This window comes from Treponema sp. R8-4-B8, from assembly GCF_054786175.1.
This window is the reverse complement of record NZ_BDHE01000489.1, coordinates 184,553-207,200: the sequence shown is the minus strand read 5'-3', so window position 1 is coordinate 207,200 and position 22,648 is coordinate 184,553. Positions and strand designations below refer to the sequence as shown.

The following is a 22,648-nucleotide window of genomic DNA, read 5'->3' as shown; positions in this document are numbered from 1 at the left end:
AACAATTATGAAAAACAAAAATAAAATCTTTTGCAAAATACCGGCAGTATTGTTAGCGGCTGCGCTGATATTTGCGGCGGCTTGTAAGGATGCCGAAACAACGAATTCAAAAGGTCCTCCTTATACGGTCAACATAGCGGAAATCCGGTATATATACCCCGTAATCGGAGAACAACCTAGATTTAGTATTCCGGAAACAGAACAATATATAGGAAAAATAACGTGGGATCCGCCTATATTAGATATCTATAACTCACCATCATTCAGCGGTACATTTGATATTAATACAACATACACTGCCACAATCACTTTGTCTATTAAACCAAACTACACCATTCAAGGCGTACCTGAAAATTTCTTTAAAGTGGAGGGAGCAATTGCAACTAACGCCGCCAACTCAGGCGTTATTACCGCCGTATTTCCCGAAACGCCGGACTATATTATAGATATTGCGCGTTTAGAAAGGTATTTAACGAATCTGCCCTCTAATACTGCCGACAATCCATATACGATTACGCTGAATCTTGCCAGTTTTGGTTATAATGGTCAAGCGTATAATAGTAATATGATTAATACTTTAGATCAGGTACTTAAAAGAAAAAAAAGATATGTTATCCTTGACTTATCTGACAGCACATTTACCAATATTCCGGAAAGGGCTTTTTATAATAACTATGGCGGCATTACTAACATGGGTAAAGACATTTATCTTTCATATGAAAATGGAAATGATTATCTTGTCGGCATAACGATAGGAGGCAATGTAAAAACCATTGGGAATTACGCTTTTGATGATTGTGAAAATCTTACCGGCGTAACCATATTGGACAGCGTTGAAAGTATTGGGAATGGCGCTTTTAGATTTTGCGTTAATCTTTCCAGCGTAAGTATAGGAAACAGCCTTGAAAGCATTGGGGAGGGCGCTTTTTTCGGTTGTGCCAGTCTTACCGGCATAATCATACCGGACAGCGTTACAAAAATTGATAGAAACGCTTTTTCAGGCTGTACAAGTCTTTCCAATGTTACAATAGGGAAAGGCGTTACTTCTATTGAATATCAGACTTTTTCCGGTTGTACGAGTCTTACCGACATAATTATACCGGACAATGTTACAAGAATTAAAACCTATACAAATGACGGTTCATCTTACGGCGCTTTTTCAGGTTGTAAAAAACTTGCAAACATAACAATAGGTAAGGGCGTTACCGTCATAGAGATATGCGCTTTTTCCAACTGCGTCGGTCTTGTCAACATAACCATACCTGACAGCGTTACAAGCATTGAGACTAGCGCTTTTTCCAACTGCGTCGGTCTTGTCAACATAACCATACCTGACAGCGTTACAAGCATTGAGACTAGCGCTTTTTTCGGCTGCGCCAGTCTTGTCAACATAAACATACCTGACAGTGTTGAAAGCATTGGGTATGGCGCTTTTTCAGGTTGTACCAGCCTTACCGGCATAACCATACCAAACAAAGTTACAAGCATTGGAAATTATACCTTTGAAGAATGTGCCAGCCTTGTCAGCGCAACCTTGTCAAACAACATTACAAGCATTGGGGATAGCGCCTTTAAAGGCTGTACCAGTCTTATCGACATAACCTTACCAAACAGCATTACAAGCATTGGGGATAGCGCCTTTAAAGACTGTACCAGTCTTATCGGCATAACCTTACCAAACAGCATTACAAGCATAGGGAGTGAAGTTTTTTTCAGCTGCACCAGCCTGACCAGCGTAACATTGCCAAATAACATTACAAACGTTGGGAGTTATTTAACCTTTAGGAATTGTACCAGCCTTAATGGCATAATTATTCCGGACAGTGTTACAGACATCTCATATATGACGTTTAGCGGCTGTACCAGTCTTACCGGCATAAACATACCGAAAAATGTTACCAATATTGATGGTTCCGCTTTTAGTAATTGTTCCAAACTTACCGCAATAACTGTTGATGATAATAATAGCGCATATACAGTACAAGACGGCGTTTTGTATAGCAAAGATATGTCCGTTTTAATTTTATATCCGGGCGGAAAAACCGGCGATTTTAAAATACCGGAGAGCGTTAAAACTATTGGAACATACGCTTTTACAAATAACTACCTTACTAACATAACTATACCGAATACTATTACTACAATAGAGGTTAATGCTTTTTCTTATTGTTCTAGCCTTATAAGCGTAACCTTTGAAAGAAATTTCGGTTATTATGGTTTTTCTAGCAGTCTATCTTCCAGAATTTCAACATTCCCCGGCGATCTAGGCGAAAGATATTTTTTACATGACGGGGGCATAGGAACGTATACAAGAACAAAGTCATCTTCAAAATGGACAAAGCAATCGTAATGATCAATAATATGCCTGTGAAATACCCTATTGTCCTTGTACACGGAATTATCGCCCATGACAGGCCAAGCGTTAATAAATATTGGGGTAAAATTCCTGAAACAATACGGGAAACAGGGGCGAAGGTTTATTTTGGAAATACCGATTCATGGGGCGATTATGACTCAAACGCGAAAATTTTAAAAACGACGATTGATAAAGTATTGGACGAAACAAACAGCGAAAAAGTAAATATACTAGCCCACTCCAAAGGCGGGCTTGATTCCCGTTATCTGATTTTAAAATACGATTACGGCGGCAAAGTGGCAAGTTTGACGACAATTTCAACTCCGCATCATGGCGCGGAATTATCCGATTTTTTTCACCGGCAAAAAATTCTTCATACGCGGATTGCCAAGAAAGCGTTAAAACTTTTTGGAAAATTATACGGTGATAAAAACCCTGATCCGTTTAATTTAAATTATCAGCTAACAACCGAATATATGAAAAAATTTAATAAAGAAGTATTGCCGGACGGCAGGGTATATTATCAATGTTTTTATTCTACGATGAAAAGTCCTTTTGACGATTCATTATTTTTCCATAGCCACAGGTATTTACAAAAAACAAGCGGCGACAACGACGGTTTTGTAAGCGAGGCCTCCGCAAAATGGGGCGATAATGTTACAAAGATAGAAGGAAGCATCTCCCACGCCGAGATACTAGATTACAACATGAGAAAATTATCAGGCGTAAATATACTGGATATTCATAAAAATATTGTTCAAGGGTTATGTGAAAAAGGATTTTAAACCAGTTTACCAAGACGCCTACACGCTTCTTCGACATCGGGTCTGTGGCCGAAGGCTGAAAAGCGGATGAAGCTTTGTCCAGCAGGGCCGAAACCGGCGCCGGGGGTGGTTACAACGTGGCACTTTTCAAGTATTTGAGAAAACACTTCCCAACTGTCCCTGCCGGGGAAGTGCGCCCAGATGTAGGGGGAGTTGTCGCCGCCTATACATTTTATTCCAAGCTTTTGAAGAGCGTCTCTTATTAACTTCGCGTTTCCAAGATAAAAATCAGTCAGCTTGCGGATTTCTTTTAGTCCCTTGTCGTCTAACGCGGCAAGCCCTCCCGCCTGAGCGATGTTTGACGCGCCGTTAAAAATTGTTCCCGCGATGCGGTTCCAGTCAGCGTTGACGCTTTCGCCACCAGCGTACTTTAGCGCTTTTGGAACAATAGACCAACCGAGGCGCACTCCGGTAAATCCGGCGGGCTTTGAAAATGAGTTTACTTCGATAGCGCATTGATCAGCCTTGTCTATTTCGTAGATGGTTTTTGGCAGCGAAGGATCGCGGATAAATTCGGCGTAGGCGGCGTCAAAGACAATGATGCAGCCTTTTTCGAGGGCGGTTTTTACAAGCGAGGTAAGTTGGGCGCGATCCGATACCGCGCCGGTGGGGTTGTTAGGTGAACAAAAATAGACAAGGCTGTTTTGCGGAATTAATTCCAGATTGGGAAAAAAATTGTTTTCCGCCGTGCAAGGAAGATATGTGATACCCGCGTATCCGCTGCCAATCCAACCGCCTGCCGCTCCGACAAGAACAGAACCGTCAACATAGACCGGATACGAAGGGTCTTGAACAGCGATTTTCGTTCCCGCCCCAAAAAGCGTCTGCAATCTGCCGATGTCGCACTTTGCCCCGTCAGAGATAAAAACTTCATCTATCGAAAATTTTCCTTTATAAAAAACTGAAGAAATCTTTTCCCTCAACTCAGCCATCCCTTCGTCCTGATAGCCTGAGTAGCCTTTAACAGTTCCAAGTTTTTTTGCCCCATCAACAAGCCCCTTATTAGTGTGCGGAAAAATAGGTTCGGTTGTATTGCCAACTCCAAGACTGATAATTTTCGCCTCAGGGTGCGCCGCCGCAAATTCACGCCGCCTCTTAGCGATTTCCGGAAAAAGGTATCCGGCTTTTAAGTTAGCTATATTCTGATTTCTTGTTATCATTCTCCCCTCCACAATTATATCTTAAAATCTTTAACCCCCGAAGTGTCAAGCGTGGCGAAATAGTCGTATGGCGCCTCAGGGCGGCGGATCTGCAATACAGAACCGTTTGGGCGCAGAAGCAGTTCGCCGCAACGGAGTTTGCCGTTGTAGTTGAAGCCCATCGCTCTTCCGTGGGCGCCAGCGTCGTGGATAACTACAAGGTCACCTGCCCCGCCATCGGCGGCAACGTCTATTTTGGGGAGTTTTCTTTGAATGGCGAATTTGTCGTTGTTTTCACACAAACTGCCCACTATGTCGTAAGTTTCAGATAACGGGGAGTTTTCCTTGCCGGAAATCGTTATGTGATGATACGCGCCGTATAGGGCGGGGCGCATTAGGTCCGCCATGCAGGCGTCAAGGGCGATGTAGTTGCGGTAAATTTCTTTTTTGTGAACCGCGCGGGCTACAAGCCAGCCGTAGGGGCCGGTTATTACTCTGCCCCACTCGGTGCGAATGTTCAATGGATCAAGTCCCGCCGGCCTTATAATCTCGTTATACGCTTTTTGTACGCCAGAGGCTAAAACCTGATAATCTACCGCTTCCTGATCGAGTTTGTAGGGGATTCCTACGCCGCCGCCAAGATTGATAAATTCAATACGCACACCGGTTTTTTCTTTTATTTCAACGGCGAGTTCAAATAACATTCGCGCGGTTTCAATGTGATATGGAATGGAAAGTTCGTTGGAAGCTACCATCGTATGTAGGGCAAAGCGTTTAACGCCCTTTTCCTTGCAAAGTGAATAACTTTTAATTAGCTGTTCTCTCGTAAAGCCGTACTTTGCCTCCTCCGGCTTGCCGATTATGGCGTTGCCTTCCTTGAGGGGGCCGGGGTTGTAGCGGAATGAGATTAATTCAGGCAATCCCACCTTTTTTTTCAGAAATTCAATTTGGGTGTAATCGTCCAGATTGATCACCGCGCCAAGTTCTTTGGCTGTTTCATATTCCTTTACAGGAGTTTCGTTGGAGGTTAGCATAATGTCTTCGCCCTTAATGCCCGCAATGTCAGCTAACAACAGCTCCGGGTAGCTGGAACAATCCGCGCCAAAGCCTTCGGCGGCGAGAAGTTTGAGTATATACGGATTGGGCAGAGCTTTTACCGCAAAATGGTTTTTATAAGCGGGAAAAACCGAAAACGCCGCCTTGATACGGCGGACATTTTCGATTATCGCCTTTTCATCGTAAATGTAAAACGGCGTCGGGTACTTCCGCGCGATTTCTTCCAGCGCGGCCTTGTCCAATGGAAAATATTTTTCACTCATACAATAATATTAACAAAAAAATAAAAAAGAATATAGGGCGGCAACTTGTTCAGGAGCCGGCTATATATCCAAACAATTCCATTATCTGGCAAGCGCCTTTAGTATTTTATCGGAAAACGACTTCTTGTCAATTGGTTTTGTCGCAAAGTCATTTGCGCCGTTTTTTACAGATTCAATGACATGCTGTTTATCGCTTTCACCGGATATCATTATAACGGGCAATTTTTTTAATTTATCCGAACTTCTGATTGTTTTTAGAATATCCAATCCTGTCGTATTCGTAGATAAATTCCAGTCGAGCAAGACAAAATCGACACGTCTGTTTTTTAACAAATCCAGCGCGGTATCACTGTCTCCCGCCTCGAGAAAATAACATGGCTCGCCTATCTTTACTTCGGCAACATAAGTTTTAATAAGATTACGAGCAGGCCGCGAATCATCAACAACTAAAAATTCCATAAAATCCCCGTCCTCTCTTTAATTAGTACTTCAATTCTACACATATTTCATTGAAATAGTCAAATAGAAAATTATCCCAAATACCCCTTGTGTTTTAACAATTCCGCGTTTAAAATACCGCCTCCGGCAGCGCCGCGCACGGTGTTGTGCGAAAGCGCCACAAAACGGATATCAAACACATTGCAGGGACGAAGCCGCCCGATAACGACAGCCATCGCCTTGTCAGCGTCGCGATCTTTGCGCGGCTGGGGACGGTTGTCCTCTTCGCGGTAAATAATCGGCTGCTTTGGCGCCATTGGGAGATTCGCTTCCTGCGGCAGTCCTTTGTAGGCGGCCCAAATTTTCTTTATCTCATCAAGAGACGGCTTTTTGGCGGCAAACTCAAGGCTTACGCACGCCGAATGTCCGTCTGTTACAGGCACGCGGTTACAATGGGCGGAAATCTTAGGAAACTCAGCGTTCTTAAACACGCCGTTGTCAATGCAGCCGAAAATTTTAAGCGGTTCTTTTTCCGACTTTTCCTCCTCGCCGCCAATGTATGGAACAATGTTATCAAGCATATCCCAACTTGACACGCCGGGATAACCCGCCCCGGAAACCGCCTGCATTGTGGTAACAATTACCCTCTGCGTTGGGTAGCCGGCTTGCGCGAGGGCGTGAATGGGCTTCATATAACTCTGTATTGAACAGTTGGGTTTTACGGCTATAAAACCGCGATCCCAGCCGCGCGCTTTTTTCTGTATGGGGATAATGTCGGCGTGTTCAGGATTTATCTCGGCTATTAAAACCGGCACATCGTTAGTCCAGCGGTGAGCCGACGCGTTTGAAATAACAGGAATTCCCGCCTTGGCATACGCCTCCTCAAGGGCGCGGGTTTCATCCTTGCCCATCTCAAGAGCTGAAAACACAAAAGAACATTCGCCTTTTTTATAAGCCGCCACAGCGCGGCTCACGTCGTTAGCGTCTTCTACCATTATTGCTCCGACATGAGGAGCGTAAGTTTTTGTCAACTGCCATCTTCCCGCAATCGCTTCAGAATATTTTTTACCCGCGCTCCGTGGAGAGGCTGCTACATAGAGTACCTCAAACCAGGGATGATCATTGAGAAGGGAGATATACTGCTGTCCCACCATGCCCGTAGCGCCCAAAATACCAACTGGGATTTTTTCCATAATTTGCTCCTTGTAGTTTATAGTAGCAAAAAAAGAAAAATTGTTAAAGAGGAATTTTATCGAAATATTTCTCACTAAGGACACAAAGGAAGAGAAGATCACGAAGAAGAGGGAGAAGGGGATTGTTGTTATATATCCATGCGTGAGCTTCAAGAAAAGACAGTGGACAAAACTATTGTTCATTTTTCATTGTTCATTTTACAAAAAAATGATATTCTCTATTCAGGAGGAAAAAATGAAAAAAATATGCATTATGGGTTTAATTTTTTACGCTATGGCCGTAAACGGATACGCGGGCGACGGCGACGGTATTTATTCATTAAAAGTCGGTCAATATGAAGTTTACATTTTGGTAGAATCCGAAAGAGACGGAAACACGGGGATATTAGTCGGAGCGGACGAGGCGGTTCTGAAACGCTACATTCCGGCGGAAGGTTTTAAACACACAGCCAATGCCGTTTTAATCAAAACCCCAAAACAGAATATATTGATAGATACCGGGACCGGAATGGGCGGTATTATAGTAGAAAAAGTCAAAAAACTGGGCGTACAGCCCGAAAATATCGACGCGGTGCTTATTACCCACCTGCACGGGGATCACTTTGGCAGTTTGCAAAAAGACGGGGCGGCGGTTTTTCCAAAAGCGAAAATTTACCTTTCCGCTAAAGAGCTGGAATATTTTACAAAGAGCCAAGTTAATCAGGGAGCGGTCGCCGCGCTTAAACCTTACGGCAATAAGGTCATCACATTTGAACCGGGAGAGTTGGGAAAAAAATTGAAAGAAATAGTTCCGGGGATTTCTCCCATCGCCGCTTACGGACATACTCCCGGACATACGATCTATCTGATAGAAAACGGCAAAGATAAACTGTTAATTATTGGAGACCTTCTGCACATAGCTTTGGTACAATTTCCCGTTCCTGAGATCAGCGCGACTTACGACATGGATCAAAAAGCGGCTGCTGCGGTACGCAGACAGGTTTTGGATTATGCCGCAAAGAACAAAATTCCCGTAGCCGGAATGCACATCGTGTACCCTGGAACAGGCAATGTCAGCGTGGATGGAAGCGGCTTTAAATTTACACCAGGGAAATAGAGGCGGTTATTGGTTTGTTATGAAATACACATATAAAACACAGGGGACTTGTTCCAAAGAAATTAACTTTGATATTAACGGAAATATCATAAGCAACATATCATTTGAAAGAGGCTGTAACGGCAACTTAAAAGCCATATCCCGCTTTGCCGACGGAATGACCGTAGACGAGATAAAAGCAAAATGCAAGGGAATAATGTGCGAAGAGAGAGGAGTAAGCAAGGGGACATCATGCGCGGATCAGCTTGCGATTGCGGTGGAGAAAGCGTACTTGGAAAGCAAGATGTATGCCTAAAGAATTTATTCAGTACAGGCGGGCAGGCTGCGCGCGCTGTAAAAACTTCGGAAGAACCCGCCTACGAGCCTTTCCGGCGACTAAATAGCGGTGGGTAGAAAGCTTTATCTAGGGGGCGTCGCCGGACGTTTATTCTCTGAATTTTCTTTGTTTTATTACAAAGTCTCTCCGGCGGGGAACTCCGAAAGAGGTTTTTACATCACGCGCAGCCTGCCCGCCTGTACTCAAGGAATTTATTTGGCATACATCTTCTAGCGCTCATAAGAAATAAATCGCCGTTATAGCAATTCACAGTCTGGAGTTTTGCCAAACACAATAAACAATAATAAAGCATAGAGTCTTATCAAGGTAAAAATCGTAGTGATAACTGGGGGTTTCTCTTTGGCAAAACTCCTAAGCAATCCGGCAACGCCGGATTGCCCTGTACTCAAGGAATTTATTGGGCATACATCTTCTAGCGCTCATAAGAATTTTATCGTCGTACTCTTTTAGCAATTAACAATTAGCAATAGACATTGTTGGTAACTTATAAATGTCGCATAACGGCATTAGGGAAAAGTGGGGTCAGATACCTTGCGCTCCGCTTGCTTCGTTTCTAGCGCATAAACTTTTATTTTCTTATCGCCCTCATTAATCGCCCAATATACTTTGCCGTTATGGGGGTTGTAACGCAAAGTGTCATTCATGCTCAGACGTATGCCTTTAAGTTCATGCGGCTCTGTTAGGGGTTTTCCTTGTTCGTCTATGAAAAGCATATAGGTGGAAATATAACCGGAATTATTCCAGCTTACAGAAAATGCCGACTGGGTGGAAAAACTGAAAAATTCCCACAGTAAAAGATACCGCCCGTCATTCAATGCGGCGATCTTCGAGTGTCCGGCGTGTCCGGCGTTTTTGGTGTATTTTGTCAAATATATCGGAGATGAACACGCTTTCATTTCTTCGTCAAAGGTAAGCGCGAAAAGATTGCGGGGATTGTTTTGTTCCCTGCCGTATGTTCCGGTAAAAATATAACCGCTTGAAGTTTTTGCAAGGCCTCCCATTTCCGCATAAGTCAAAGTTTCACCCCTTCTACCCGGAAAAGCAAACGCATGTTGCCGTATGGTATTGCTTCCCTTTTGAAATTTGGCGAATGTAAATGCCCTGGGATACGAATCCCCGTGATCCGCAAAAACAAAACCGTTTTCAATGGGTAGAATAAACTGGTTGAATGAATGGCTGACATAGGGCATTTGTAAATAGCCTCCGTCTTTTTCAGCATTTGTCGCAGCTCCCTTATCAATTCTTTCAAACGTGTCTTTATCAAGAACAAAACCATAGGATGCCTGATGGCCGCTAAACATTTCACGGGCAAAATAAACCGCAAGCATTGAGCCTGACAATTCAAGGCGGCAAGACCCTGCGGCATAGGGAACCCTAATTCCGTCAAAACTACTGGGAGCCTGCGCCTTGAGTTTATAGGTTTTTAATTTTTCCCCTTCTCTATTGTATTTAACCATAGTCATAATTTCTTTATTTTTATCGGTCGTATCGACTGCGTAAAAAAAATAATAGTTGCCGTCATTGTCTTTGGTAAAAGCGCCCAGATGTCCAAGTTCATTCTTAAAAGTCAATGTTTTTTGTTCTTGCAGATTAATGTCATATTCATAGATATATGTCGTCGGTTCATCGGTGGAAGACACGCCATAAGAGCCATATTTATCACCGAGCGCCGTATTGGAAGAGCACACCGTAACCGAACCGTCTCCATTTACAAAGGTCAAAACAGTGGGATATTGCGTCCAGCCTCTTAAATACTTGTTCCCGTAATAATCCGCGTTATCGCGGATAATATAATCAACCGTCCGACTTGCCTCGGTAATTTGCTGTCCATGAAGCGCAACTCTGTTTAGCGCAATGCTGAAAATAAAAACCGCAAATAATATTTTCTTTCCCACTTATCTTTGCTCCCTGCTCTGGGTGTCAGATACTTGCGTTGCCTCTGGTGCGCGGCAGACGCCGTGCGTGAACAAGTTGTTACACTAAAACCGCTTCTTTGGCAGGTGTTTTAGGGTGCGTTGCTTTGTACTCTTCGATTTCCCTGCGGATTTCTTTACGGTCTTCTTCTGTCAATATTTTGCTTTCAAATTGAAAAACATCGCTTTCAAAAGCTTCCAGTAACCAGTTAAATTTTTCTTCAGTGTCTATTGCGATCATTGTTCATCCAGACAAGAGTATTAAGCGTTTCGCCTGTCTCGGCGTTTTCAATTGATTCGGTGATTTTGTCTATTTCAAAATCAAGTTCCATGTTTATAGTATACCATGTTTACCATTTTTACACAATGCGGCGTTGAAATCCGCAATCGCTTTGTCATACTCTTTTTTTTCTAAATATGTGTTACCTCGCTTAACGTATTCTTCCGCTGTTTTCGGTTCGGTCTGCGCTGTCGCCTGTGCAGTCGTGATTATGATAAATATAACCGCTAGTAAAATAACTTTATGTTTCATTGTTTGTTCCTTTTTGAGCACAACAGTGTTACCGTTTTTTCGTAGTACCGCTTCCGTACTGTTTAAACTAAAACCGCTTCTTTAATAACGGTTTCGTTTTCATGATGCATTGCTTTGTACTCGGCGATTTCCCTGCGGATTTCTTTACGGTCTTCTTCTGTCAATTTTCTGTTATCCAAAATGATTTCTCTGTTTTCAAGTCCGTTCAAAAGCCAGTCCATTTTTTCTTGTGTATCTATCGCATACATAATTACTCCTCCGTTTCAGGAAAATATTTATTTAGTAAGACTTTTGCGTCTTTTTCAAAAATTGCCATTCTATCCTTACTTATAAGTACCGCTCCAAGCGTTTTTTCGTAATGAGGTATGAGGGCGGTTTTTGGTTTAAAAGCAATAACCCCATCAAAACCGTATTCTTTAGACAATTTACAAACATAAGCGATTAAATTACCTGCTACCCCAAGATATTTTTTGCCTTTCCCCAAATTAAACGGTGAATTTTCTATCAGGTGCATATACATAAAGCCGTCATCTTTCTCAAATGATACAAGCCCATGAATAACTTGCGGTTCTTTTTCGGTAATAAGTTTATATACCTGCCGATCAGGATAGGAGAATTCCAGTTTCCAATCAAAAAGCCAACCGTTCTTTTTGGTAATTTCTTTCAAATCGTCTTTTGTTACTGATAGGACAAGGGTGTTCAATGTTTCGCCTGTCTCGGCGTTTTCTATTGATTCGGTGATTTTGTCTATTTCAAAATCAAGTTCCATGTTTTTTATTTTAACATAAAATTCAACCTGTGTCATTACCATAAAAAAGCATTTTCCCCATCGTTTTTGCTTCCTGCCCTGTTCAGTACACCCGTCTTGATAATGAAAAAAAATATCTTTATACTGTTAACTGTCTTGAAAAGCCGTATGAGTTTTTCTTAAAAAAAGGAGCGTTAAAATGAAACGTGTTACATTATTTGTTCTTATTGCGAGTTTATTTGTTTACTGCATTGGAGCGCAAGGAATTACACGGATAGAACAGACGGTCAGCTATTCTATCCGCGATACAGCCGATTACAGGGGAAACCGTTATATAAGTTATTGGGGGCAGCATCCGCATGTCCTGACTTTCGTAAATGGCGACGGCTCGGTAACGGTGTGCGCTTCTGACATGTCAACAATAAATTCCGATTTAGATGGAATGTCAATTATATCTAATGAACCGACAACTTATATTTATGAATATGACAGTAATCTGAAAGAACAAAAAATATTAACTGTTAAAAATGAATTTAATAATTTAGGAGCTTTTACCAAAGACAATGACGGCAATTATTACTTTTTTTTCGCCGATTCCTCGACGGATAGAAATAAAGAAAATATGGCTATGGTAAAGTACAACCGTGATGGGGAAAAAATCAACACTTATAAACTCAAGGCGTTTGCTCCAAATAGTTTTGACGGCATTAAAAAGCCTTTTGATTCGGGAACTTGCCGACTTGAATTATCGGGTACAATGTTGGCGGTTTATTTTGCACGTTTAATGTACAGCGGACATCAGGCGTCTTACGGTTTTATTTTGGATAAAAACACGTTTGAAAGAATTGATAAGGGAGCCGCGACAAATGCCGATAAAGACGGAGGCTATTTACAAATGCCCTATGTCAGCCATTCTTTTAACCAGTTTATTCTTCCCATTGATAACGGTTTTGTTTTTGCCGATCACGGCGACGCGTATACAAGAAGTTTCACTTTTGCAAAATTTTTAAATGAAAGCAGAACTAAACGGGTACACGCGTTTGGTTTTCCGGGCAAGATAGGCGCGAACCAGACTTACGCGGAAATGGGCGGTTTGGCGAAAACTTCCGACGGTTATATCTTTGCCGGAACCTACGGAAAAGAAAGAGAGAATCCACGAGATATTTTTGTGCTTACTTTTGATGAGAATATGTCTTCTTGTTCCGCCCCAATATATCTGACAAAATACACAAAGAACGACGGTCATGCCGGACACCCTAAAATTGTAAAGATTGATTCTAACCGTTATCTGCTATTATGGGAATTTTTTAAATTTTCCACCCAAGCCGCAAATATTATCGCAAGCGGCAAGACGGAATATCTTACTACTTATATGCTCCTCATTGATGAAAAAGGCAAGGCAATTTCAGAACCGCAGGAACTTAATGGCATACGATTAAGCATGAATGATACTTTGCGCTACAATCCGCATAACGGTAAAGTTTATTGGGCGATTAATGAGGGGGAGAAATTGATTGTTGTTTACGCGTTGGAGTCGCCAGTCAAATAACGCGCCTAACTGATCACGCTATACCCAGTACCATTTATCACGCTGACAATCTGCTCCGGCGTTACAAGAGAAGCGTCATAGTCAACAACCACTTCTTTTTTGCGCCTGTTGGCTTTTACTTTCTTGATACCGGACAGTTTGCGAACAGCGTCTTGAACAGCGATTTCGCAATGACCGCAAGACATTCCGTCCACGTTTAATTTAGTCTTTTCCATCATATTTCCCTCTTGATTCCGCACTCGTAGGGGCAGTTGGCACACTTGTCCCCTTTTTTGTCCTTATCCTTGCGTATTTTAAATATAACTGCCGTAACAATCACGATCAAAACAATTCCGGTAAGAATTGTTCCTGCATTATTCGATAAAAAAGTGCCCATACTCTTCTCCTGTTTCACTATATAGTTAAAACTTTTAATTATTATTCTCACGCAAAGTTAGCGGAGACACGAAGGAAGACTCTTAGTCTCCAAATTTCGCTTCTTCCCTTTGCGTCCTCTGCGCCTTTGCGTGAGATCTTCTCCGAAAATTTTCCCTACTCCCCTATTCCTTAACAGCCGGCTTAAACAGCATATACGCAAATCCAGCCGTTAGCAAAAACGCCACTACCGTACCAAAACCAAAATGACCTGTAAACATCATTCCAAATTGATAGATGCACAGTGACACAATATACGCTAAACCGCACTGGTAGCCTATTGCCGCCCAGAACCATTTTGCGTTATTCATTTCCCTTTTAATAGCGCCCATCGCGGCGACGCAGGGAGCGCATAACAAGTTAAACACTAAAAATGAGTAAGCGGCTAATGTTGTAAAACTCGCGGCTAACGTACTCCAAATTTCCGAACCGTTTTCAACGGCGTCGCCAAAACCGTAGAGAATGCCGAAAGTTCCCACTACATTTTCTTTCGCGATTAAACCTGTGATGGCGGCGACCGCGGCTTTCCAGTTACCCCAGCCCAATGGCGTGAAGATTAGGGCAATAGCTCTGCCAAGGAACGCTAAAATGCTTTCTTCCATATCGACCATGCCAAAGCCGCTTTCGCCCCATCCAAAGTTGGAAGCGAACCAGACGATAATAGTCGCAAGAAGAATAATAGTCCCTGCTTTTTTGATAAATGACCAGCCGCGTTCCCACATACTGCGTAAAATATTAAGCACGGTCGGCCAGTGATAGGCGGGAAGTTCCATAACAAATGGCGCTACATCGCCTGAGAACATTTTTGTTTTTTTCAAAATCACGCCTGAACAAATAATAGCCGCAATACCGATAAAGTATGCGCTTGGCGCTACCCACCATGTTCCGTGGAACAGAGCACCGGCAATTAGCGCGATAATGGGCAGTTTCGCCGAGCATGGAATAAAGGTGGTGGTCATAATAGTCATTTTACGGTCGCGGTCGTTTTCAATTGTACGTGACGCCATAATGCCAGGAACGCCGCAGCCTGTGCCGATAAGAAGAGGAATGAACGATTTGCCAGACAATCCGAAGCGGCGGAAAATTCTGTCCATGATAAACGCGATACGCGCCATATAACCGCAGGCTTCCAAAAAGGCGAGGAAGATAAACAGGATAAACATTTGCGGCACAAAACCAAGCACCGCGCCGACTCCGGCGACAATTCCGTCTAAAATTAAATCTTTTAGCCATTCGGCGCAATTTACCGCTTCAAGTAAATTGCCAAGCACTGCCGGAACGCCGGGAACCCATACGCCGAAATTAGCAGGGTCGGGTTCTTCAGTTATCAGCCCGTCATTAAAGCTGCCTAGTGCTTCTTCATAACCAGATGAGCCAATTCCAAACAAGTGCCAGCCGTCTCCGAACACTCCGTCATTAGCCCAATCGGTAGCAATTGATCCTACTGTTGTTACAGAAACAAAGTAAACGATAAACATTATCAGGGCGAAGATAGGAAGCGCTAAAATTCTGTTAGTAACTATTTTGTCTATTTTGTCCGATATGCTGAGTTTGCCTTTGTTTTTAATTTTGATGCAGTCTTTGATAATGGAATCAATGTAAGTGTAACGCTCAGCGGTGATTATGCTTTCGCTGTCGTCTTCAAGTTCCGTTTCACAATCTTTAATGTCTTGCTCAATATGCGCGACTTGTTCGGGTTTTAATCCAAGTTTTTCAATTATCTTTTTGTCACGCTCAAAAAGTTTTATGGAAAAAAATCTTTGCTGTTCATTGGGCATGTCATGTAACACCGCTTCTTCGATATGCGCTAATGTATGCTCCACCGCGCCTGAAAAACTGTGCTGTGGTATGGTTTTTGCGCCGGTCGCCGCTTCGACCGCCATTTCCGCAGCTTCCATAATACCCGTGCCTTTAAGCGCGGATATTTCTACAACATGACAGCCTAGCTCTTTCGCGAGCCGCGCCGCATCGATTTTATCGCCGTTTTTATGCACTACGTCCATCATGTTTAACGCCATGACGACGGGTATGCCAAGCTCCGTGAGCTGGGTTGTAAGAAATAAATTGCGCTCCAAATTCGTAGCGTCAATAATGTTCAGTATCGCTTCAGGTTTTTCATCAATTAAATAATTGCGGGCGACTATTTCTTCGGGCGAGTAAGGCGAAAGCGAATAAATGCCCGGCAGATCCGTAACAGTTACATCTTTCTGCCCTTTTAATTTGCCTTCTTTTTTTTCTACCGTTACGCCGGGCCAGTTTCCTACAAATTGGTTGGAACCGGTAAGGGCGTTAAACAACGTAGTTTTGCCGCTATTGGGATTTCCCGCAAGCGCGATTTTAATAGCCATATATTCCTCCTCTACTCACTAACTTCTATTGATTCGGCGTCTTCTTTCCGCAGGGAAAGCTCATAACCCCGCACCGTAATTTCTACAGGATCACCTAACGGGGCTACTTTTCGGACATGGATTTCCACGCCTTTGGTAATGCCCATTTCCATAATTCGGCGCTTTATAGGGCCGCCGCCGCCTATTTTTACTACTTGAACAGTTTCGCCCGGTTTTGTCTCTTTGAGCGTTTTCATGGTCATCCTCCTTAAACCATTATTTTTGTGGCCATTTCCTGACTCACGGCCACGCGGGATTCTTTTATGCTCACAATCACATTACCGCTGTTTTTGGTAACAATCGTAACGTGCGAACCGGGAACAAAGCCGAGGTTTGCGAGAAACTGACGGATTTCTTCCTTGCCGCCCACTTTTTTTATCGAATTATCTTCTCCGATTCTTGCCATTGATAAAGGCATCATTATATCCTTCCTTTCCGGTTGCGGTAAGTTATGACTAACCGCAAGGTAAATAAAAAAGTTAGTAACAACTAACCGCTTATGCTTACAAGTTAGCGTATCCTAACTTTTTTGTCAAGCGTTTTTTGAAAAAATTTTAAGAAATTTTTCTCCATTTAAAATCCCCTTTTTTGATGATTTTTGGCTGTTTTTAACTAAAAACTATATTTTACTCCCAGAGCGGGAGATATGGTGACATTCCCATCTTTCACTCCAATACCGTCAAACACGCACTTAACATAAAAAGTGAAATTCTTGAAAGAATAATCAAATTCAGGGGTAATTTTTACCCCCTCATTATCAATTTCCTTTGGGATAATTATCTCGATTTCGGCGTATATCGGCTCTGTTGCATAAGAAATAATCGCTTCCACGCCCGTATAACCGGCATCATCATTCGGAACAATCAACGTACACACTTTTGCCTCAATCCCTAAACCAAAGGAACTGTTCCAGCCGAGGGTAAAGTCAAGCCCAATTGAGGCATCGGTATTTTTATCGTAATATGTGATTGGCGCGCCAATTTGGGCGTAAATATCTCCGAAATCAAATTCCCTATTGAATTTAATCGCCGGTGTAAATATTCCCGTAAGGGCGTTGCCTTCCTCAATCTTTGGAGCAATGATTATCTCGTCAAATTCATTCTCCAAAATAAAAGATAAGGTGGACGCGTCGCCAAGACCCAAATTATAACCAATCATAAGATCAACATACATTGACTGCGGATTGACCTCATCTCCGTCGTCGTTGGGTTCTTTGGTAAAGCCGAAAGTATAATCAACTTCGGCATAGACATCCAGCGCGTCATCAAGGAAAGAATTTTCGTAGATAAGAATTGGCATAAGATAAGGGGACATTTCCTCATCGTTAGCCATGTTTACATTTCCAATGCCGAATTCCAGCCCTACGGAAAGACCGATGCCCTCTTCGTCCTCGGCGGCGGCAAAACTTGCCAACAGAGCCATGACGAGAATAGCGATAAAAAACCTCTTCATAAAACACCTCCATTCTTGAGTTAGCAATGACTAACCACAAGGTAAATAAAAAAGTTAGTAATAACTAACTATTTATGTTTACAAGTTAGTGTATCCTAACTTGTTTGTCAAGCGTTTTTTGAAAAAAAATAAAAAATTAATTTCTCAAAATTCTTATTTTTTGTAGTTTTCTTGACAATTTTGTATCATCTTGCGTTTTGTTAAAGTAAGCCATTAAATTGGTTTTATGCCCATTTGATTAATAAAGTCTGTGCTGTCAATAACTTTTTGCTCATTTGGATTTATGTTCTCATAACTTTTTGTTAGTTTTAACAAAAGTTTTACTTTCGCAATAGCGTCATTACGCCAGATAGAATCGGGATATTCCAGAATGACCTTTGTAAAATAATTTTCAGACAAATAAATGGACAGTATTATTTTATTTAACGCGGACATCAATTCGTCAAAAGATTTAAGCGTAAAGGTATTATCCGCTTTACGTTTATAAATAAAATTAGGATGAATATTCTTAAAGTATTTTATTCCTAATTTATAATACAGATAATCCTGATTCTCCACTTGCACAAGCCCGTTTTCAGTATTGTTTGAAATATCTTTACCGGCTTCTTGTTTGTTTCTCGCGTATATTTTTAAATCGTTAAGAATATTAGTCAATTTCTTTGCCATATCGTCACTGCCGGTTTCCATACCTGTATTTTGTGATAAATCAGGATGGTATTTTTTTAAAAGCTGTTTTATTAGTTTTTTTAAGTCGGCGTTATTCATATTTAAAATAAAAAATATCTCCCCTCCCTTAAATATTTTGCTTATTTACCGCAATAGCTTTTTCATAAAGGTCTGTTTTTTGATCAAAAGGCGGCATAACAAAGGTAAACAGCGTTTTCCCCGCTCCATTACTTATTGAAAAATCGCCAAGCCGGATAATATCCATTCCAATAAGCATATCAACATCCTTTACTAAATTAAGTACTGATACACGGGCATTATTTAACTCTATCAAATTTGGCAACCGTATAGAAACCCTAACAATGTCGGCAATGCTATAACTGCCTATGCCATTTATTTTAATTCGGTTAATAGAAACCAAATTCAATTTTTTTGCTATCTCAGGCGTTACGGCAGATAACATCGCGCCTGTATCCCATAACGCTCTTACTCTTATTACATTTTGACTTTGTATAGAATTAAAAACTTCGGCTTCTGTTATGAGTTTTAATGGAAGATAGGGATACTCGTTTTTGAACGGAAAATATTTATTAGACACCTAAGACCGGGGAAATCGTATAAACTTCCTCTTCCTCCATCACATGGTGTATCATAAAAGAGCCTAAAGGAATAACTTTAATCGTTTCATCATAAGCGACATCTTCATCATCATAAGCGGCTACTACTTTATCGCCAGATATAACGACATATTTTCCGCAATATTTTTCGACCAGTTCGTCACGGTGATTTTCATAATATTCCCATTCGGAATCAAGCATACCAGCCTCCATTTATAAGTATATACCAACAAACTAAAATTTCAAACCCCTTTTGGCAGTTTGGAAAGCATAATACGGCGGTGGTTAATAATTTCGCCGTCAGTGATAAATCTGCCGTCTCCTACGGCATGGAAACAGCGTTTTTCATCTCGTTTGTTATCTATCCACGCCGCCATGCCGTCAAGAATAAAAATATCGTGTTTTTTAATGTGGTCAATTACGCAACACTCAATGTTCGCGTAACATTCTTTGATAAGCGGCGCGGATACGTTTTCCGCCATAAGGGGCGTTAATTTAAACTTTTTAAATTTATCTGTTTCCGCGCCGGTGCAAGTGCCAATCTGTACGGCTTTTTTTGCAAGGTCAACGGCGGGTATCGCAATTACGCACTCCCCTGTCTTTTTCAGCGCGTTATAAGAGTAATTCCACGGGCCTGTCATAAATGCAAAACGAGGGGTAAAGTCCATAACCATAGTCCACGAAAGCGTCAGTATATTTTGCTTATCTCCGTCGGCTGTTGTCACCATGACTACCGGGCCGGATTCAAGGAGGGTAAACGCTTTTTGAAGAGGGAGTTTTTTCATCATCTTACCAATACAATAACACGCTGTTAACGGTATGGCAACCCTTCATGTTAAAGCTTTATAACAGAATAGTTTAATAAAACTAATATGTGTGCTATATTATCGTATAGGATAAAATGGCGAAAACAAGGGCAAAAAAAGAAAAAGAAGTTACCCTCGAAACCATCATGTGGAACTGCCGGGTTGTCTTGCGGAACAAGTGCAGTAAATCCGCCAACAGGGACACCGTTTTGGCGCTGGTTTTTCTTAAATTCGCCGGAGATAAATTTGAACAGAGACGGCAGGAAATCATAAATGAAAACGGCGAAAACCGCATCTTTCTGGAAAAAGCATCGTTTTATCAGGCGAAGAATGTTTTTTACCTGAACGAAACATCACGCTGGTCATATATCATCATGAACGCAAGCAGGGACGACATCGCTATCCTGCTCGATCAAGCCATGGCGGACATTGAGGAAAAAAACAGTTCCCTTAAGGGCGCTCTGCCTCAGCGGTTTTTTTCTAACTTGGGCGTTGCAAAGAACGACATAAAAGCCCTGATAGACGAAATCAATAAAATCTCCGAACAGCGTTTTCACGAAAAAGATTTGATAGGCAGAGTTTATGAATACTTTCTGCAAAATTTCGCCATTGACGAAGCGCAGGAAAAAGGCGAATTCTACACGCCGAAATTCATCGTCGATTTAATTGCGGAATTAATCGAGCCGTATAAAGGAAAAATCTACGACCCCTGTTGCGGTTCAGGCGGTATGTTTGTTCAATCTGTCAGGTTTGTTGACAACCACAAGGGAAACCGCAAATACATTTCCGTTTACGGGCAGGAATCCAATCCCGACACCTACCGCCTTGCCCGCATGAACCTCGCAATTCGGGGAATCGCAGGTTTTTTGCTTGCCAATGGCGCTCTTAACGCCGACGGAGACGAATACAACATAAGGAAACAGCTTGTAGAAAATGACAAAATAGAAGCGATAATAGTTCTGCCTCGTGAAATGTTTTACAGCACCGATATTTCCGTAACGCTTTGGATTTTGAATAACAACAAGAAAGCCCGTTTGTTAAACGACCGTAATGTACTTAGCCACATGATAGATATGCAGTTAATAAAACGCGAAGGCAAAGCGGTAACAAATTTTACGGGTGCGTTGCCGCCTGGCGAGTCCGATATGGCTGAACAGACTTTTAAAGACCCGTATCTTTTTGACTTTATCGGCACGGCGCAAGCGCGACGGGAAGCGGAGGTCGAGAGGGCGTTGGTCGATCATATGGAAAAATTCCTGCTTGAACTAGGCCAGGGGTTTGCCTTTGTTGGACGGCAGGTACATATGGAAGTCGGTGGTGACGATTTTTACATCGATCTGCTTTTTTACCACTTAAAACTGCGTTATTACATAGTTGTTGAACTAAAAACCCGTGATTTTGAACCCGGCGATGTTAGCCAGTTAAATATGTACCAAAACATTGTCAATGATATTCTGCGTCATCCTGATGATAAGCCTACTATTGGCCTTCTTTTGGTAAAAGGCAAGAACCGTACGGTTGTGGAGTATTCACTTTCAGGGTATACAAACCCTATTGGCGTTGCGGACTGGAAGAACGAAATAGCCGCCGCTGTGCCTGACGACTTGAAGTCCAGTTTACCGACGATAGAAGAGATTGAACGTGAAATGGAGTTTGTTGAAAATAAAATCGGAACAATTGACGGCGAAAAAAACGATTGAAAGAAAGAGGACTGTTTCCATGCCTAAAAAATCCAAAGAAATAACCATCCGTTCCAGTGCGGCGGAATATTTAACATATATCGCTGCTACTGGAAGCAATCAGCAAACCATTGAAATGCGTTATGAAGACGAGAATATCTGGCTGACGCAAAAAATGATGGCGGTACTGTATGATGTCGATAAACGGACAATTAGTTACCATATTAATAAAATATACGAAGACAATGAACTACAAGAAGCGGCAACTGTCCGAAAATATTGGACAGTTCAAATTGAAGGTGAAAGACAGGTTGAAAGAGAACAAGACCACTACAATCTCCAAATGATTATCGCCGTGGGCTTCAAAGTAAACAATGAACGAGCTATACAGTTCCGCAAATGGGCAAATAGGATAGTCAAAGATTACACGATTCAAGGCTGGGTGATGGACGAAGAACGCCTAAAACACGGCGGGACAATAATTACCGAAGATTATTTTGAAAAGCAGCTTGAAAAAATCCGTGAGATACGCCTGTCTGAACGCCGGTTCTATCAGAAGATCACCGATATTTATTCAACCGCCCTTGATTACGATAAAACGGCGAAAACCACCAGAGATTTCTTTGCCAAAGTGCAGAACAAATTGCATTTTGCCGTTCATGGCAATACTGCCGCCGAACTTATCTATAACCGTGCGGACGCGCAAAAGCAATATATGGGCTTGACCACATGGGACGAAGCCCCTGACGGAAAAATTCAACGCAGTGATGTTGTCGTGGCAAAGAACTATCTGTCAACGGAAGAAATGCAGTCGCTTGAATTGATTGTATCGGCGTATCTTGATTTGGCTGAACGCCGTGCAAGATCGCGCGTGCCAATGACGATGGCTGACTGGGCAAATCACCTTGACTTGATTTTACAGGCTGACGGTAATGAACTTCTGACCAATGCCGGAAAAATATCGGCACAGATAGCCGAGGATCACGCATTAAGCGAATTTGAGAAATACCGAGTCATTCAGGATAAATTGTTTGAAAGCGATTACGACAGGTTTGTCGCCAGCCTGAATAAACTGGAAGAAAAAACAATGGTTAAAAAGAAAAGGAAATCCACTGGATAATAATTCCGGCAACAGCAAATTCAACGAACAAGAACTTAAGGGATTTTATCGCGTATAGGGACT

26 protein-coding genes are annotated in these 22,648 nt (G+C 42.1%); 7 read left to right on the top strand and 19 right to left on the bottom strand.

Annotated features, from left to right (window positions below):
• Nucleotides 1-7: 7 nt before the first annotated feature.
• Together ACYVRA_RS16210 and ACYVRA_RS16205 are read left to right on the top strand one after the other, a co-directional pair.
• Nucleotides 8-2,350, top strand: a complete 2,343-nt coding sequence (locus ACYVRA_RS16210; protein WP_461253773.1) for a leucine-rich repeat domain-containing protein — start codon at nucleotides 8-10, stop codon at nucleotides 2,348-2,350.
• Entirely contained in the window at nucleotides 2,332-3,141 is an 810-nt protein-coding gene (locus tag ACYVRA_RS16205; protein ID WP_461253772.1) for an esterase/lipase family protein, read from the top strand. The genes ACYVRA_RS16210 and ACYVRA_RS16205 overlap by 19 nt, the downstream gene beginning before the upstream one ends.
• On the opposite strand, the gene ACYVRA_RS16200 is transcribed toward ACYVRA_RS16205, so the two are convergent.
• The 4 genes from ACYVRA_RS16200 to asd form a co-directional block, all read right to left on the bottom strand.
• Complete coding sequence (locus tag ACYVRA_RS16200; RefSeq protein ID WP_461253771.1) at nucleotides 3,138-4,340, bottom strand: LL-diaminopimelate aminotransferase; 1,203 nt, start codon at nucleotides 4,338-4,340, stop codon at nucleotides 3,138-3,140. The genes ACYVRA_RS16205 and ACYVRA_RS16200 overlap by 4 nt on opposite strands.
• Nucleotides 4,341-4,354: 14 nt before the next feature.
• Nucleotides 4,355-5,638 (bottom strand): diaminopimelate decarboxylase, encoded by a 1,284-nt coding sequence (locus ACYVRA_RS16195; RefSeq protein ID WP_461253770.1) that lies wholly within the window; start codon nucleotides 5,636-5,638, stop codon nucleotides 4,355-4,357.
• Between the two features lie 81 nt (nucleotides 5,639-5,719).
• A complete protein-coding gene (locus tag ACYVRA_RS16190) occupies nucleotides 5,720-6,097 on the bottom strand; it encodes a response regulator (protein WP_461253769.1) in 378 nt (125 codons plus the stop codon).
• 71 nt (nucleotides 6,098-6,168) lie between these two features.
• The gene (gene asd, locus ACYVRA_RS16185; protein WP_461253768.1) at nucleotides 6,169-7,269 is read right to left on the bottom strand and encodes an aspartate-semialdehyde dehydrogenase; all 1,101 of its coding nucleotides are present in this window, start codon (nucleotides 7,267-7,269) and stop codon (nucleotides 6,169-6,171) included.
• A 235-nt stretch (nucleotides 7,270-7,504) separates the two neighbouring features.
• Between asd and ACYVRA_RS16180 the strand changes: the two genes are divergently transcribed.
• The gene (locus ACYVRA_RS16180; RefSeq protein ID WP_461253767.1) at nucleotides 7,505-8,365 is read left to right on the top strand and encodes an MBL fold metallo-hydrolase; all 861 of its coding nucleotides are present in this window, start codon (nucleotides 7,505-7,507) and stop codon (nucleotides 8,363-8,365) included.
• A 19-nt stretch (nucleotides 8,366-8,384) separates the two neighbouring features.
• Nucleotides 8,385-8,660 carry a TIGR03905 family TSCPD domain-containing protein gene (locus ACYVRA_RS16175; protein WP_461253766.1) on the top strand — a complete coding sequence of 92 codons (276 nt, stop codon included), beginning with the start codon at nucleotides 8,385-8,387 and terminating at the stop codon, nucleotides 8,658-8,660.
• A gap of 548 nt (nucleotides 8,661-9,208) precedes the next feature.
• Here the strand turns inward: ACYVRA_RS16175 and ACYVRA_RS16170 are convergent.
• From ACYVRA_RS16170 to ACYVRA_RS16150, 5 genes are all read right to left on the bottom strand, one after another.
• On the bottom strand, nucleotides 9,209-10,597 hold the full coding sequence (locus ACYVRA_RS16170) for a hypothetical protein (RefSeq protein WP_461253765.1): 1,389 nt from the start codon (nucleotides 10,595-10,597) through the stop codon (nucleotides 9,209-9,211).
• 79 nt (nucleotides 10,598-10,676) lie between these two features.
• A complete protein-coding gene (locus ACYVRA_RS16165; protein ID WP_461253764.1) occupies nucleotides 10,677-10,856 on the bottom strand; it encodes a hypothetical protein in 180 nt (59 codons plus the stop codon).
• 93 nt (nucleotides 10,857-10,949) lie between these two features.
• Nucleotides 10,950-11,147: a hypothetical protein gene (locus ACYVRA_RS16160; protein ID WP_461253763.1), complete on the bottom strand. Its 198-nt coding sequence runs from the start codon at nucleotides 11,145-11,147 to the stop codon at nucleotides 10,950-10,952.
• Nucleotides 11,148-11,209: 62 nt separating this feature from the next.
• A complete protein-coding gene (locus ACYVRA_RS16155; protein WP_461253762.1) occupies nucleotides 11,210-11,395 on the bottom strand; it encodes a hypothetical protein in 186 nt (61 codons plus the stop codon).
• 2 nt (nucleotides 11,396-11,397) lie between these two features.
• Entirely contained in the window at nucleotides 11,398-11,958 is a 561-nt protein-coding gene (locus tag ACYVRA_RS16150; RefSeq protein WP_461253761.1) for a hypothetical protein, read from the bottom strand.
• A 136-nt stretch (nucleotides 11,959-12,094) separates the two neighbouring features.
• Here ACYVRA_RS16150 and ACYVRA_RS16145 point away from each other — a divergent pair, with 136 nt between their 5' ends.
• Nucleotides 12,095-13,444, top strand: a complete 1,350-nt coding sequence (locus ACYVRA_RS16145; protein WP_461253760.1) for a hypothetical protein — start codon at nucleotides 12,095-12,097, stop codon at nucleotides 13,442-13,444.
• Nucleotides 13,445-13,449: 5 nt separating this feature from the next.
• Here the strand turns inward: ACYVRA_RS16145 and ACYVRA_RS16140 are convergent, their stop codons facing one another.
• The 10 genes from ACYVRA_RS16140 to ACYVRA_RS16095 all read right to left on the bottom strand — a co-directional run bounded on the left by ACYVRA_RS16140 (nucleotide 13,450) and on the right by ACYVRA_RS16095 (nucleotide 19,768).
• Nucleotides 13,450-13,662: a heavy-metal-associated domain-containing protein gene (locus ACYVRA_RS16140; protein WP_461253759.1), complete on the bottom strand. Its 213-nt coding sequence runs from the start codon at nucleotides 13,660-13,662 to the stop codon at nucleotides 13,450-13,452.
• A complete protein-coding gene (locus tag ACYVRA_RS16135) occupies nucleotides 13,659-13,820 on the bottom strand; it encodes a FeoB-associated Cys-rich membrane protein (protein ID WP_461253758.1) in 162 nt (53 codons plus the stop codon). The genes ACYVRA_RS16140 and ACYVRA_RS16135 overlap by 4 nt, the downstream gene beginning before the upstream one ends.
• 163 nt (nucleotides 13,821-13,983) lie before the next feature.
• Nucleotides 13,984-16,206 carry a ferrous iron transport protein B gene (gene feoB, locus ACYVRA_RS16130; protein WP_461253757.1) on the bottom strand — a complete coding sequence of 741 codons (2,223 nt, stop codon included), beginning with the start codon at nucleotides 16,204-16,206 and terminating at the stop codon, nucleotides 13,984-13,986.
• 11 nt (nucleotides 16,207-16,217) lie between these two features.
• The gene (locus ACYVRA_RS16125) at nucleotides 16,218-16,442 is read right to left on the bottom strand and encodes a FeoA family protein (protein WP_461253756.1); all 225 of its coding nucleotides are present in this window, start codon (nucleotides 16,440-16,442) and stop codon (nucleotides 16,218-16,220) included.
• An 11-nt stretch (nucleotides 16,443-16,453) separates the two neighbouring features.
• Nucleotides 16,454-16,666, bottom strand: a complete 213-nt coding sequence (locus tag ACYVRA_RS16120) for a FeoA family protein (RefSeq protein ID WP_461253755.1) — start codon at nucleotides 16,664-16,666, stop codon at nucleotides 16,454-16,456.
• A gap of 191 nt (nucleotides 16,667-16,857) precedes the next feature.
• Nucleotides 16,858-17,697, bottom strand: coding sequence for a hypothetical protein (locus ACYVRA_RS16115; RefSeq protein ID WP_461253754.1), 840 nt, complete (start codon nucleotides 17,695-17,697; stop codon nucleotides 16,858-16,860).
• A gap of 213 nt (nucleotides 17,698-17,910) precedes the next feature.
• On the bottom strand, nucleotides 17,911-18,462 hold the full coding sequence (locus ACYVRA_RS16110) for a hypothetical protein (protein WP_461253753.1): 552 nt from the start codon (nucleotides 18,460-18,462) through the stop codon (nucleotides 17,911-17,913).
• A gap of 28 nt (nucleotides 18,463-18,490) precedes the next feature.
• The gene (locus ACYVRA_RS16105; protein ID WP_461253752.1) at nucleotides 18,491-18,961 is read right to left on the bottom strand and encodes an aspartyl protease family protein; all 471 of its coding nucleotides are present in this window, start codon (nucleotides 18,959-18,961) and stop codon (nucleotides 18,491-18,493) included.
• The gene (locus tag ACYVRA_RS16100; protein WP_461253751.1) at nucleotides 18,954-19,193 is read right to left on the bottom strand and encodes a DUF5678 domain-containing protein; all 240 of its coding nucleotides are present in this window, start codon (nucleotides 19,191-19,193) and stop codon (nucleotides 18,954-18,956) included. The genes ACYVRA_RS16105 and ACYVRA_RS16100 overlap by 8 nt, the downstream gene beginning before the upstream one ends.
• Nucleotides 19,194-19,222: 29 nt before the next feature.
• Complete coding sequence (locus ACYVRA_RS16095) at nucleotides 19,223-19,768, bottom strand: flavin reductase family protein (protein ID WP_461253750.1); 546 nt, start codon at nucleotides 19,766-19,768, stop codon at nucleotides 19,223-19,225.
• A gap of 113 nt (nucleotides 19,769-19,881) precedes the next feature.
• Between ACYVRA_RS16095 and ACYVRA_RS16090 the strand changes: the two genes are divergently transcribed.
• A complete protein-coding gene (locus ACYVRA_RS16090; protein WP_461253749.1) occupies nucleotides 19,882-21,486 on the top strand; it encodes a PDDEXK nuclease domain-containing protein in 1,605 nt (534 codons plus the stop codon).
• A 19-nt stretch (nucleotides 21,487-21,505) separates the two neighbouring features.
• Nucleotides 21,506-22,585 carry a virulence RhuM family protein gene (locus tag ACYVRA_RS16085; RefSeq protein WP_461253748.1) on the top strand — a complete coding sequence of 360 codons (1,080 nt, stop codon included), beginning with the start codon at nucleotides 21,506-21,508 and terminating at the stop codon, nucleotides 22,583-22,585.
• Nucleotides 22,586-22,648 lie beyond the last annotated feature (63 nt).